The sequence below is a fragment of the Pseudomonas sp. GW823-FHT04A03 genome (assembly GCF_058796615.1).
The window spans coordinates 132,593-145,797 of record NZ_JBXAIV010000005.1 but is presented as its reverse complement, the minus strand read 5'-3'; the positions used below and the strand labels follow the sequence as shown (position 1 = coordinate 145,797).

Genomic DNA, 13,205 nt, shown 5'->3' with positions numbered 1-13,205 from the left:
GATCAAAGTCAGGCGGTGGTTTGCAGGCCGGCGACGGTGCGCGGCATGCCGACAAAACCGGGCAGTGCTTCGATACGCGCCAGCCAGGCGCGAACGTTGGCGTAGTCGTCCAGCGACACATTGCCTTCCGGCGCATGGGCGATGTAGCTGTAGGCCGAGACATCGGCAATGGTCGGCTCGCTACCCACCAGATACGGGGATTTTCCCAGTTCCTGATCCATCACCTTGAGAAAATTGTGCGCACGGGTGATGACTTCCTCGGCGTTGAACTTCGCCCCGAACACCGTGATCAGGCGAGCAGCGGCGGGTCCGAAGGCAATCGGCCCGGCAGCGGCCGACAACCAGCGCTGTACGTGCGCCGCGCCGAGCGGGTCGCTTGGCAGCCAACGGCCATTGCCGTATTTCTGGGCCAGGTAGACGAGAATCGCGTTGGAGTCGGCCAACACCACGCCGTTGTCATCAATGGCCGGCACTTGCCCGAAGCTGTTGATGGCCAGGTAACCGGGTTGTTTGTGCTCGCCTTTGGCGAGATCGACAAACACCAGCTCGGTCGGCAATTGCAGCAGGGACAACATCAGCTCGACGCGATGGGCGTGGCCGGAACGCGGGAAGTTGTAGAGTTTGATCGCTTGCATGGTCGACTCCGCTGAACGAATGCGCCGTTCAGGATGGACGGCGGCCGTGGCAGCCATCTTCCACCTATCGCGAAAACAACAGAATCACCAGCAAACGCAATCCATTATTTCTTGGGATGAAATAAAGCCGCATTTTTCAGGGCGGGATGTTCACGCAATGCCTTCACCATGAAGTCGACAAAACTGCGCACTCGCGCCGGCGCCTTGCGCCCGCCCTGATACACCACATGGATCGGCAGCGCAGGCAGTTCGAATTCGTCGAGGACGATTTCCAGTTCGCCGGAAGCGACCTTGCTGGCTACTTGATAAGACAGCACCCTGGTCAGGCCCAGACCCAGCGACGCTGCCGTGATCGCAGCCTGATTGGCGGTGACCACCAGACGCGGCTCCGGTTTTACGCCAATCAGTTCACCGTGTTCCATGAAAGGCCAGCTGCGCTGCTGGCCGATCGCCGACGTCGCCACCACGGGCGCCCCGACCAAGGCCTGTGGATGGGTCGGCCGGCCATGGACCGCAAAGTACTCCGGCGAGCCGCAAATCACCCGCCGCACCTCACCGACCCGGATCGCATGCTGATTGCTGTCCGGCAACTCGCCGATACGCACAGCGACGTCGACACCCTCCTCGACCATGTTCACCACCCGGTCGAGCAACAGGGCATTGATGGAAACGTCGGGGTATTGCGTCAGATAACGCGCCATCACCGGTGTGACGAACTGTTCGCCGAATAAAACCGGCGCCGTCACCGTCAACTGCCCACGGGGCTGGGTATGACTACCGGCAGCGGAATCCTCCGCTTCCTGCACCTCGGCGAGAATTCTCCGACAGTCTTCCAGATAACGCAGACCCGCTTCGCTCAAATGCACTCTGCGGGTCGTACGGATCAACAACTGCGTACCGATCCGCTGCTCCAGCGCCGCCACCGCCCGGGTCACGCTGGCCGCCGACAAACCCAGACGTCGGGCGGCAGCGGAAAAACCCTGCTCCTGGGCGACGATGGCGAAGACCTGCATTTCCTGGAAGCGATCCATGGTGCCCTCGATCCGGATAAAAAAATCGCAGCCGAAGCTGCGATTTTATGGGGTGATCAACTGTGGATAACTTATTCCACCGTCACCGACTTCGCCAGGTTGCGCGGCTGATCCACATCAGTGCCCTTGAGCACAGCAACGTAGTACGACAGCAGTTGCAGCGGAATGGTGTAGAGGATCGGCGACAGGATGTCGTGGATGTGCGGCATCTGCACCACGTGGGTGCCTTCGCCGTTGGTCATCCCGGCTTTTTCGTCGGCGAACACGATCAGTTCGCCGCCGCGGGCGCGGACTTCCTGCAGGTTGGACTTGAGCTTTTCCAGCAACTCGTTGTTAGGTGCGACGGTCACTACGGGCATGTCGTTATCCACAAGCGCCAGCGGACCGTGTTTCAGTTCGCCAGCCGGGTAGGCTTCGGCGTGTATGTAAGAGATTTCCTTGAGCTTCAAGGCACCCTCCATCGCCACCGGGAATTGCGCGCCACGGCCCAGGAACAGAGTGTGGTTCTTCTCGGCAAACAGCTCTGCGATTTTTTCCACAGTGCTGTCCATGGCCAGCGCTTCGCCCAGACGGGTTGGCAGACGGCGCAGCTCTTCGACCAGCGTGGCTTCGACGCCGTTGCCCAAAGTACCGCGCACCTGCCCCAGAGAAAGGGTCAGCAGCAGCAGACCGACCAGTTGCGTAGTGAAGGCCTTGGTCGAAGCCACGCCGATTTCGCGACCGGCCTGGGTCAGCAGGGTCAGGTCGGATTCGCGCACCAGCGAACTGATGCCGACGTTGCAAATCGCCAGGCTGCCGAGGAAGCCCAATTCCTTGGCGTTGCGCAGGGCGGCCAGGGTGTCGGCGGTTTCGCCGGACTGGGAAATGGTGACGAACAGCGTGTCCGGCTGCACCACCACCTTGCGGTAGCGGAACTCACTGGCGACTTCGACCTGGCATGGAATCCCGGCCAGTTCTTCGAGCCAGTAACGGGCAACCATACCGGCGTGGTAACTGGTGCCGCAGGCAACGATCTGCACGTTGCGCACTTTGGCGAACAGTTCGGCAGCTTGTGGGCCGAACGCCTGCACCAGCACCTGGTTCGGGCTGAGGCGACCTTCCAGGGTGCGCTGCACCACGGATGGCTGCTCGTGGATTTCCTTGAGCATGTAGTGGCGGAATTCGCCTTTATCGGCGGCTTCGGCGCCATCGGTGTACTGGACAGTCTGGCGCTCGACGGCTTTGCCGGTCACATCCCAGATCTGCACCTTGTCACGCTGGATTTCGGCGATATCGCCCTCTTCCAGATACATGAAACGGTCGGTGACCTGACGCAGGGCAAGCTGGTCGGAAGCCAGGAAGTTTTCGCCCAGGCCCAGACCGATTACCAGCGGGCTGCCGCTGCGGGCAGCAACCAGTCGATCCGGCTGCTGTGCGTGGATAACCGCCAGACCGTAAGCGCCATGCAGTTCCTTGACCGCGGCCTTCAGAGCGTCGGTCAGGTCGGGCAACGCCTTGAGTTTTTCAGTCAACAGGTGGGCGATGACTTCGGTGTCAGTGTCCGAGGTGAACACGTAGCCCAGTGCCTTGAGTTGTTCACGCAGCGCCTCATGGTTTTCGATGATGCCGTTGTGCACGACAGCGACGTCGCCGGAGAAATGCGGGTGGGCATTACGCTCGCTTGGCGCACCGTGAGTGGCCCAACGGGTGTGGGCAATGCCGAGACGGCCTACCAGCGGATGTTCGGCCAGAGCCCCATCGAGTTCGCTGACCTTGCCCACACGACGAGTGCGTTCCAGGGTGCCGTCATTGGTGTACACCGCAACACCGGCACTGTCATAACCCCGGTATTCGAGGCGTTTGAGGCCTTCGACCAGAATGGCGGTGATGTTACGTTCAGCTACCGCGCCGACAATTCCACACATGCTTATTTCTCCTGACTGACAGTCGCGCAAATCAAGTTGATACCGCGAGCCTGAATCTGAGCGCGTGCCTCGAGGGGCAGGCGATCATCGGTAATTAGGGTATGGACGCTGCTCCATGGCAGCTCCAGGTTGGGAATCTTGCGGCCGATCTTGTCGGCCTCGACCATCACGATCACTTCCCGCGCCACTTCTGCCATCACCCGGCTCAGGCCGAGTAATTCATTGAAAGTGGTGGTACCACGCACCAGGTCGATGCCATCGGCACCGATAAACAACTGATCAAAGTCGTAAGAGCGTAGTACCTGCTCGGCGACCTGACCCTGAAAGGATTCCGAGTGGGGATCCCACGTACCGCCGGTCATCAGCAGTACCGGCTCGTGTTCGAGCTCGCTCAGGGCGTTGGCCACGTGCAGGGAATTGGTCATCACCACCAGGCCTGGCTGCTGGCCAAGCTCGGGAATCATGGCGGCGGTGGTGCTGCCGCTGTCGATGATGATGCGGGCGTGCTCGCGGATGCGTGTGACGGCAGCGCGGGCAATCGCCTGTTTGTATTTGGAAACGTTGAGACTGGTATCCGCCACCAGTTCCTGCGGCATGGTGACTGCTCCGCCATAACGGCGCAGCAGCAGGCCATGACTTTCCAGGGCGGCGAGATCCTTGCGAATCGTAACTTCCGAAGTTTCGAAGCGCTTGGCCAGTTCATCCACACTCACTTCGCCCTGCTCATTGAGCAAAGCCAGAATGTTATGACGGCGCTGAGGTGTATTGCGTTTCGACATGGGCTAATAAGTTTCGATTCGAAAGATAACGGACGCAATCAAAACCTATCAGCTGCAAATCGTCAAGTCGGCGCCCATAAAAAAGACCGCTGATTGCGGTCTTTTTTATTCGAGCATTGTGGATAACTCAGTTCTTCTTGATCTTCTCCGGCCGCTTCCAGCCATCGATGTTCTTCTGCCGCGCGCGGCCGACAGCCAATTGGGCGTTATCCACATTCTGGGTGATAGTCGAACCGGCTGCGGTGGTTGCACCGGCGGAGATATCCACAGGCGCCACCAACGAGTTGTTGGAGCCGATGAACACATCCTCGCCCAACACGGTTTTCCACTTGTTCGCGCCATCGTAGTTGCAGGTGATGGTGCCGGCGCCGATATTGGTGCGCGCACCGATCTCGGCATCGCCCAGATAGGTCAGGTGTCCGGCTTTGGCACCCTCGCCCATGCGCGCGTTTTTCAGTTCGACAAAGTTACCCACATGGGCGCGGGCCTCCAGCACAGTGCCAGGACGCAGACGGGCAAACGGGCCGGCGTCGCTTCCTTCACCCAGCACCGCACCTTCGATGTGGCTGTTGGCCTTGACCACCACGCCTTTGCGCAAGGTGCTGTCCTTGATCACGCAGTTAGGGCCGATCACCACGTCGTCTTCGATAACCACATTGCCTTCGAGGATGACGTTGATGTCGATCAGCACATCGCGACCGACAGTCACTTCACCACGCACATCAAAACGGGCCGGGTCACGCAGGGTCACACCCTGAGCCATCAGACGACGACCGGCGCGCAACTGATAGTGACGCTCCAGCTCGGACAGCTGTTTGCGATCGTTGGCGCCCTGCACTTCCATCGGGTCCTGAGGTTGTTCGGTGGCGACCGTCAGGCCGTCGCTGACTGCCATTTCAATCACGTCGGTCAGGTAATACTCACCCTGAGCATTGTTGTTCGACAGACGACTCATCCAGTCCGCCAGGCGGTTGGCAGGCACCGCCAGAATGCCGGTGTTGCCTTCAGTAATTGCCCGTTGCGCTTCGCTGGCATCCTTGTGCTCGACGATGGCGGCAACCTTGCCGTCGGCGTTGCGCACGATACGGCCGTACCCGGTGGGGTCGTCCAGTTCGACGGTGAGCAAACCCATCTGTCCTGGCACTACGTGCTTGAGCAACCGTTGCAGAGTCTCGACCTCGATCAGCGGTACATCACCGTAGAGAATCAGTACGGTATCGGCCGTGATGAACGGAACCGCCTGCGCTGTGGCGTGACCGGTGCCCAGTTGCTTGTCCTGCAACACGAAGTTCAGGTCGTCGGCGGCCAGACGTTCCCGCACGACATCGGCACCATGGCCGATGACGACATGAATGCGCTGTGGATCAAGTTGACGGGCACTGTGGATAACATGACCGAGCATGGAGTCGCCGGCAATCGGGTGCAGCACTTTTGGCAGCGCGGAACGCATGCGGGTGCCTTGGCCGGCCGCGAGGATAACGATTTCAAGAGACATGACTGGCTACCAATCCTGGGTGGTCAGCAACTGCGACCGGGTTTCGGGAATTCTGAAAAGAAAAAAGGGTAGCCGAGGCTACCCTTTTTTATCAATCGCACAACAAGTGGCTGACGGATTAACCGCCAAACTTCTTGCGGATCTGCTGGACGGTGCGCAGCTGAGCTGCAGCCTCGGCCAGACGTGCGGATGCAGCTCCGTAGTCGAAATCTGCGCTCTTCTCATGCAGAGCAGCTTCGGCAGCCTTGAGAGCTGCTTGAGCCTGAGCTTCATCCAGGTCGGCGGCACGTTGCACGGTATCGGCAAGCACCTTGACCATGTTCGGCTGAACCTCGAGGAAACCACCGGAGATGTAGAACACCTCGGCTTCCCCGCCTTGCTTGATCAGGCGGATCGGACCTGGCTTCAGATTAGTGATCAGCGGCGCGTGGCCCAGAGCGATACCAAGATCACCCAGAGCACCGTGCGCAATCACCATCTCGACCAGGCCGGAAAAGATTTCTCCTTCCGCGCTGACGATGTCGCAATGGACTGTCATAGCCATCTGATTGCCTCAACCTAAATTAGCGCCCGTTGCCGGGCGCCTGGATTACAGTTTCTTGGCTTTCTCGATCGCTTCTTCGATGCCGCCGACCATGTAGAACGCTTGTTCTGGCAGGTGGTCGTAGTCACCGTTGAGGATGCCTTTGAAGCCAGCAATGGTGTCTTTCAGGGAAACGTATTTACCCGAAGCACCGGTGAAGACTTCAGCCACGAAGAACGGCTGCGACAAGAAGCGCTGGATCTTACGAGCACGGTTTACCAACTGCTTGTCGGCTTCCGACAGCTCGTCCATACCCAGGATCGCGATGATGTCCTTCAGCTCTTTGTAACGCTGCAGCACGTACTGAACACCACGAGCGGTCTCGTAGTGATCGTTGCCGATCACGTTCGGGTCCAGCTGACGCGAAGTCGAGTCCAGTGGGTCTACCGCCGGGTAGATACCCAGGGAAGCGATGTCACGGGACAGAACGACGGTGGCGTCCAAGTGAGCAAACGTGGTCGCTGGCGACGGGTCAGTCAAGTCGTCCGCTGGTACGTATACGGCCTGGATCGAAGTAATCGAACCTTGCTTGGTCGAAGTGATGCGCTCTTGCAGCACGCCCATCTCTTCAGCCAGGGTCGGCTGGTAACCTACTGCCGAAGGCATACGGCCCAGCAGTGCGGATACTTCGGTACCGGCCAGGGTGTAACGATAGATGTTGTCGACGAACAGCAGAACGTCGTTACCTTCGTCACGGAACTTCTCGGCCATGGTCAGACCGGTCAGCGCTACGCGCAGACGGTTTCCCGGTGGCTCGTTCATCTGACCGTAGACCAGGGCTACCTTGTCGAGAACGTTGGAGTCCTTCATCTCGTGGTAGAAGTCGTTACCCTCACGAGTACGCTCACCCACACCGGCGAACACGGAATAACCGCTGTGCTCGATGGCGATGTTACGGATCAGTTCCATCATGTTTACGGTCTTGCCTACACCGGCACCACCGAACAGACCGACTTTACCGCCCTTGGCGAACGGGCAAACCAGGTCGATAACCTTGATGCCTGTTTCCAGCAGCTCGTTGCCACCGGCTTGTTCAGCGAAGGAAGGAGCGGCGCGGTGGATACCCCAGCGCTCTTCTTCGCCGATCGGGCCAGCTTCGTCGATCGGGTTGCCCAGTACGTCCATGATCCGGCCCAGAGTCGCTTTACCGACCGGTACGGAGATGGCTGCGCCAGTGTTGTTGACGTCCAGACCGCGCTTCAAGCCCTCGGTGGAGCCCATCGCAATGGTACGAACCACGCCGTCGCCCAGCTGCTGCTGAACTTCCAGAGTGGTTTCGGCGCCTTGAACCTTCAAGGCGTCGTAGATGCTCGGTACGCTGTCGCGTGGAAATTCCACGTCGATAACGGCGCCGATGATTTGAACGATACGTCCGCTACTCATAGCTGGATCCTCTGAATATTTGAACCGTTAAACCGCGGCAGCGCCGCCGACGATTTCCGAGATCTCTTGGGTGATCGCAGCCTGACGCGCCTTGTTGTAGATCAGCTGCAAATCGCTGATCAAATCACCGGCGTTGTCGGTAGCGTTCTTCATCGCGATCATCCGCGCAGCCTGTTCAGCCGCGTTGTTCTCGACCACCGCCTGGTACACCTGCGACTCCACGTAACGCACCATCAAGCCGTCAAGCAGCTCTTTGGCGTCTGGTTCGTAGAGGTAGTCCCAGTGGTGCTTGAGTTCTTGATCCGGGGTCGCCACCAGTGGAATCAACTGCTCCACGGTAGGCTGTTGCGTCATGGTGTTGATGAACTTGTTGGATACCACGGACAGGCGGTCAATACGGCCGTCCAGATAGGCATCCAGCATCACCTTGACGCTGCCGATCAGATCATTGATCGACGGCTCTTCACCCAGGTGGCTGATAGCTGCAACGACGTTACCGCCGAAGTTGCGGAAAAAGGCCGCACCCTTGCTACCAACGACACACAGATCGATCTCGACGCCGTTTTCGCGGTTTACCGCCATGTCCTTGACCAGGGCCTTGAACAGGTTGGTGTTCAAGCCGCCGCACAGACCACGGTCACTGCTCACGACGACATAACCGACGCGCTTTACTTCGCGATCGATCATGAACGGGTGGCGGTATTCCGGGTTGGCGTTGGCCAGATGCCCAATTACCTGGCGGATACGCTCCGCATAAGGACGGCTAGCAGCCATGCGCATTTGTGCCTTGCGCATTTTGCTGACCGCCACTTTTTCCATGGCGCTGGTAATTTTTTGCGTGCTTTTGATGCTCGCAATCTTACTGCGAATCTCTTTTGCGCCTGCCATGTAACACCTATCAGGTTAGCAAGCGGGAGCCTTGCGGCTCCCGCTGCGGCTTACCAGGTTTGGGTGGCCTTGAACTTCTCGATACCAGCCTTCAGGCCAGCGTCGATTTCGTCATTGAAGTCACCTTTAACGTTGATCTTCGCCATCAAGTCGGCGTGATCGCGGTTGAAGAAAGCAATCAGCGCTTGTTCGAAGCTGCCGATCTTGGCGATTTCAATGTCAGTCAGGAACCCACGCTCAGCGGCATACAGCGACAGCGCCATGTCAGCGATCGACATCGGTGCGTATTGCTTCTGCTTCATCAGCTCGGTAACGCGCTGACCATGCTCAAGTTGCTTGCGGGTCGCTTCGTCCAGGTCAGAAGCGAACTGGGCGAATGCCGCCAGTTCACGGTACTGAGCCAGAGCGGTACGGATACCACCGGACAGCTTCTTGATGATCTTGGTCTGAGCGGCACCACCCACACGGGATACCGAAACACCGGCGTTCACTGCAGGGCGGATGCCCGAGTTGAACATGGCCGATTCCAGGAAGATCTGACCGTCGGTGATGGAAATCACGTTGGTCGGAACGAACGCGGAAACGTCGCCAGCCTGGGTTTCGATGATCGGCAGTGCGGTCAGGGAACCGGTTTTGCCGGTCACTGCGCCGTTGGTGAACTTCTCTACGTACTCTTCCGAAACGCGGGATGCGCGCTCCAGCAGACGGGAGTGGAGATAGAACACGTCGCCTGGGTAAGCTTCACGGCCTGGTGGACGGCGCAGCAGCAGGGAAATCTGGCGGTAAGCCACTGCTTGCTTGGACAGATCGTCATAAACGATCAGCGCGTCTTCACCGCGGTCGCGGAAGAATTCACCCATGGTGCAACCGGAGTACGGAGCCAGGAATTGCAGTGCTGCAGATTCCGAAGCGCTCGCTGCAACGATGATGGTGTTAGCCAGTGCACCGTTTTCTTCCAGCTTGCGAACCACGTTGGCGATGGTCGATTGCTTCTGACCGATTGCCACGTAGACGCAGAAAATGCCGCTGTCTTTCTGGTTGATGATCGCGTCGATCGCCAGAGCGGTTTTACCGATCTGACGGTCACCGATGATCAGCTCACGCTGGCCACGGCCGACAGGGATCATGGCATCGACAGCCTTGTAGCCAGTCTGTACAGGCTGGTCTACCGACTTACGCCAGATCACGCCCGGAGCAACTTTCTCGACCGCGTCGGTCTCGGTGTTGCCCAGTGGACCTTTGCCGTCAACAGGGTTACCCAGTGCGTCGACAACGCGACCCAGCAGTTCCTTACCAACCGGAACTTCGAGGATGCGGCCGGTGCACTTGGCGCTCATGCCTTCAGCCAGAGTCGTGTATGCGCCCAGTACAACGGCACCTACGGAGTCTTGCTCCAGGTTGAGGGCCATACCGTAGACGCCGCCCGGAAACTCGATCATCTCGCCGTACATGACGTCGGCCAGACCGTGAATCCGCACGATGCCGTCAGATACGCTGACGACAGTGCCTTCGTTACGGGCTTGGGAGGTCACATCGAGCTTTTCGATGCGGCCCTTGATAATTTCACTTATTTCGGAAGGATTGAGTTGCTGCATTGCTCTGCTGCCCCTTCAAACTCAAGATTTCAATGCTTCGGCAAGTTTCGCGATTTTGCCGCGAATCGAGCCATCGATAACCAGGTCGCCGGCGCGGATAACGACACCACCTATAAGGGCAGCATCCTCCGCAACTTGCAGGCGCACTTCCCGGTTGAGTCGTGCACTGAGAACCTTGGCGAGTTTGTCTTGCTGTTCTTGGTTCAATGCAAAAGCACTGGTCACTTCAACGTCTACCGATTTCTCTTGTTCGGCCTTGTACAGGTCGAAAAGAGCGGCGATCTCCGGCAGAAGCGGGAGACGGTCGTTTTCGGCAACGACATTGATGAAGTTCTGTGCCTTGGCATCAAACTTGTCGCCGCACACGTCAATGAACGTGGCGGCCTTTTCTGCGCTCGTCAGTCGCGGGGCCTTGAGCACGCGCTGCATGGTGTCATCTTGTGACACCGCTGCAGCCAGGCCGAGCATGGCTGACCAATTGGCCAGTTGCTGGTGGGCCTGAGCGTGCTCGAAGGCCGCCTTAGCGTAAGGTCGGGCCAACGTGGTCAGTTCTGCCATGATCGCCCTCGCTTAGATTTCAGCAGCCAGTTGGTTAACCAGCTCTGCGTGCGCGTTTTGATCGATTGTGGCACCCAGGATCTTCTCGGCGCCGCCGACAGCCAGCAAGCCCACTTGGGCGCGCAGCTTGTCTTTGACACTGTTCAGTTCCTGTTCGATCTCGGCTTGAGCCTGAACCTTCACACGGTCAGCGTCGACACGGGCCTTTTCAACGGCCTCTTCGACAATCTGGTTACCGCGTTTCTTGGCTTGCTCGATGATTTCAGCTGCCTGAGCTTTCGCTTCGCGCAGTTGCTGACCCGCTTTCTCTTGGGCCAACTCCAGGTCGCGAGCTGCACGGCTGGCAGCGTCCAGACCATCAGCGATCTTCTTTTGACGTTCGTGCAGAGCAGCGATGACCGGAGGCCATACATACTTCATGCAGAACAGTACAAAAATCAGGAACGCAACGGACTGGCCAATCAGGGTCGCATTAATGTTCACGCCAACACCTCGCAGTTACGTTGTCCATCACACCAAATCACTCGGAAATCCGAATGATTAGCCAGCGATTTGACCAACGAACGGGTTCGCAAAGGTGAAGAACAGAGCGATACCAACACCGATCATGGTTACGGCGTCGAGCAGACCGGCAACGATGAACATTTTAACTTGCAGCATTGGAACCATTTCTGGCTGACGCGCTGCGCCTTCCAGGAACTTGCCGCCCAGCAGGCCGAAACCAATTGCGGTACCCAGTGCGCCCAGGCCGATCAACAGTGCAACAGCGATAGCGGTTAGACCAACTACAGTTTCCATCTTTCCTCCCGACTTTTACGTCGTATGGTTTAGGTTTTTTAGATTAAAGCGGTAAAACAAATCGTTTCATGGCGCCCCGTGAGGAGCCCCTTCCCGTTTGACCGGGAAGGACATCAGACTAGTCGAGACTGGTCTTAATGGTTTTCTTCGTGCGCCATCGACAGGTAGACGATGGTCAGCATCATGAAGATGAACGCCTGCAGGGTGATGATCAGGATGTGGAACACAGCCCACGCCCACTGCAGGACAACACCCAGGCCGCTCAGCCAGAGCAGACCGCTGCCGAACATCACAGCGATCAGGATGAACACCAGCTCGCCGGCATACATGTTGCCGAACAGACGCAGAGCCAGGGAGATCGGTTTGGCGATCAGGGTCACGAATTCCAGCAGGAAGTTCACCGGGATCAGCAGGGCCTGAACAAAGATGTTCTTGCTGCCGAACGGGTGCAGGGTCAGCTCGCCGATGAAGCCGCCGAGGCCCTTGACCTTGATGCTATAGAAAATGATCAGTGCGAAAACCGAGAACGCCATGCCCAGGGTCGCGTTCGGGTCGGTAGTCGACACGGCGCGGAACGGGATGTGGTGGTCGCCGGAGATCAGGATGGCCAGCTGAGGAATCCAGTCGACCGGTACCAGGTCGACGGCGTTCATCAGGAACACCCAGACGAAGATGGTCAGTGCCAGCGGTGCGATCACCGGGCTACGGCCATGGAAGCTGTCTTTCACGCTGCCATCGACGAATTCGACCAGGACTTCAACGAAGTTCTGCAGTGCACCCGGCTGACCGGAAGTCGCCTTCTTGGCCGCCATGCGGAAAAGAAGAACGAAAATCAGACCCAGCGCGACCGACCAGCCGAGGGTATCGACGTGGAAAGCCCAGAAGCCCATTTCCTTGGCTTCTGCTGCGGTGTGGGCAAAGCCCCAGCCGCCGTTGGGTAGCTGACCGAAGGTCAGGTTCTGCAAGTGGTGCTGGATATAGCCCGAAGCGGTTGTTTCTGCCATGGTTGCCTCAAACGCCCTAAGGTCTCGAAAGTCTTGTTCTCATCAGCAGGGGAGCGAACCAGCTGACCGACTGAGTCAGCACGAAGGCGCCGAATACAGCGATCGGCGCCAGTGGCTTCACACCTGCAAACACCAGTGCAAACAGCACTGCCGTCAAAATCAGTTTGCCTGCCTCGCCGGCATAGAAAGACCGGACGATGGACTGGGCTGCTCGGGCGCCGGAAAACCGAAATGCCTTGTGAGCGAAATAAACATTGGGCAGCAAGGCTATCAGGCCTCCGCAAAGTCCCGAGTATCCGGCAACGACTCCGTGCCATTGCCAGAGCGCCAAAGCGGCAATGAGCAAAATGACAAATTGAGCCATTAACACCGGAAAAACCGCCAGGCGATGGAACGGCAGGCGGTTTGGCTTGCGGGTTTCCATCACTATTGCTCTCCAATGGTCGGCTGCCGAAATTCAATAACTTGGCATAATTTGTGCCGACAAAATGCGCGCAGAGTATAGGGGCGGTTCTGCCCCTATTCAACTGTCAGGTAGTGATTTCCGACTGC

General features: G+C 58.2%; 14 protein-coding genes. All 14 read right to left on the bottom strand.

The window, feature by feature from the left end:
- Positions 1 to 8: 8 nt before the first annotated feature.
- Positions 9 to 635 (bottom strand): glutathione S-transferase family protein, encoded by a 627-nt coding sequence (locus AC1Q9F_RS15570; protein ID WP_207984437.1) that lies wholly within the window; start codon positions 633 to 635, stop codon positions 9 to 11.
- A gap of 104 nt (positions 636 to 739) precedes the next feature.
- Complete coding sequence (locus AC1Q9F_RS15565) at positions 740 to 1,666, bottom strand: LysR family transcriptional regulator (protein ID WP_492620290.1); 927 nt, start codon at positions 1,664 to 1,666, stop codon at positions 740 to 742.
- Positions 1,667 to 1,737: 71 nt separating this feature from the next.
- Positions 1,738 to 3,570, bottom strand: coding sequence for a glutamine--fructose-6-phosphate transaminase (isomerizing) (gene glmS, locus AC1Q9F_RS15560; protein ID WP_492620291.1), 1,833 nt, complete (start codon positions 3,568 to 3,570; stop codon positions 1,738 to 1,740).
- Positions 3,571 to 3,572: 2 nt separating this feature from the next.
- The gene (locus tag AC1Q9F_RS15555; protein WP_179693176.1) at positions 3,573 to 4,349 is read right to left on the bottom strand and encodes a DeoR/GlpR family DNA-binding transcription regulator; all 777 of its coding nucleotides are present in this window, start codon (positions 4,347 to 4,349) and stop codon (positions 3,573 to 3,575) included.
- Positions 4,350 to 4,476: 127 nt separating this feature from the next.
- Positions 4,477 to 5,844 carry a bifunctional UDP-N-acetylglucosamine diphosphorylase/glucosamine-1-phosphate N-acetyltransferase GlmU gene (gene glmU, locus AC1Q9F_RS15550; RefSeq protein ID WP_207984443.1) on the bottom strand — a complete coding sequence of 456 codons (1,368 nt, stop codon included), beginning with the start codon at positions 5,842 to 5,844 and terminating at the stop codon, positions 4,477 to 4,479.
- 118 nt (positions 5,845 to 5,962) lie between these two features.
- Positions 5,963 to 6,388 (bottom strand): F0F1 ATP synthase subunit epsilon, encoded by a 426-nt coding sequence (locus AC1Q9F_RS15545; RefSeq protein WP_007954164.1) that lies wholly within the window; start codon positions 6,386 to 6,388, stop codon positions 5,963 to 5,965.
- A 45-nt stretch (positions 6,389 to 6,433) separates the two neighbouring features.
- Positions 6,434 to 7,810: a F0F1 ATP synthase subunit beta gene (gene atpD / locus AC1Q9F_RS15540; RefSeq protein WP_007954162.1), complete on the bottom strand. Its 1,377-nt coding sequence runs from the start codon at positions 7,808 to 7,810 to the stop codon at positions 6,434 to 6,436.
- 27 nt (positions 7,811 to 7,837) lie between these two features.
- Complete coding sequence (gene atpG / locus AC1Q9F_RS15535) at positions 7,838 to 8,698, bottom strand: F0F1 ATP synthase subunit gamma (protein WP_007954161.1); 861 nt, start codon at positions 8,696 to 8,698, stop codon at positions 7,838 to 7,840.
- Between the two features lie 50 nt (positions 8,699 to 8,748).
- Positions 8,749 to 10,293 (bottom strand): F0F1 ATP synthase subunit alpha, encoded by a 1,545-nt coding sequence (gene atpA, locus AC1Q9F_RS15530; protein WP_085606310.1) that lies wholly within the window; start codon positions 10,291 to 10,293, stop codon positions 8,749 to 8,751.
- A 21-nt stretch (positions 10,294 to 10,314) separates the two neighbouring features.
- On the bottom strand, positions 10,315 to 10,851 hold the full coding sequence (locus tag AC1Q9F_RS15525) for a F0F1 ATP synthase subunit delta (RefSeq protein ID WP_007911956.1): 537 nt from the start codon (positions 10,849 to 10,851) through the stop codon (positions 10,315 to 10,317).
- Between the two features lie 12 nt (positions 10,852 to 10,863).
- A complete protein-coding gene (locus AC1Q9F_RS15520) occupies positions 10,864 to 11,334 on the bottom strand; it encodes a F0F1 ATP synthase subunit B (RefSeq protein WP_003229781.1) in 471 nt (156 codons plus the stop codon).
- Between the two features lie 57 nt (positions 11,335 to 11,391).
- The gene (gene atpE / locus AC1Q9F_RS15515) at positions 11,392 to 11,649 is read right to left on the bottom strand and encodes a F0F1 ATP synthase subunit C (protein ID WP_003097235.1); all 258 of its coding nucleotides are present in this window, start codon (positions 11,647 to 11,649) and stop codon (positions 11,392 to 11,394) included.
- Between the two features lie 134 nt (positions 11,650 to 11,783).
- Positions 11,784 to 12,653 carry a F0F1 ATP synthase subunit A gene (gene atpB, locus AC1Q9F_RS15510; RefSeq protein ID WP_007954148.1) on the bottom strand — a complete coding sequence of 290 codons (870 nt, stop codon included), beginning with the start codon at positions 12,651 to 12,653 and terminating at the stop codon, positions 11,784 to 11,786.
- Positions 12,654 to 12,669: 16 nt separating this feature from the next.
- Positions 12,670 to 13,077 (bottom strand): F0F1 ATP synthase subunit I, encoded by a 408-nt coding sequence (locus AC1Q9F_RS15505; protein WP_003229783.1) that lies wholly within the window; start codon positions 13,075 to 13,077, stop codon positions 12,670 to 12,672.
- Positions 13,078 to 13,205 lie beyond the last annotated feature (128 nt).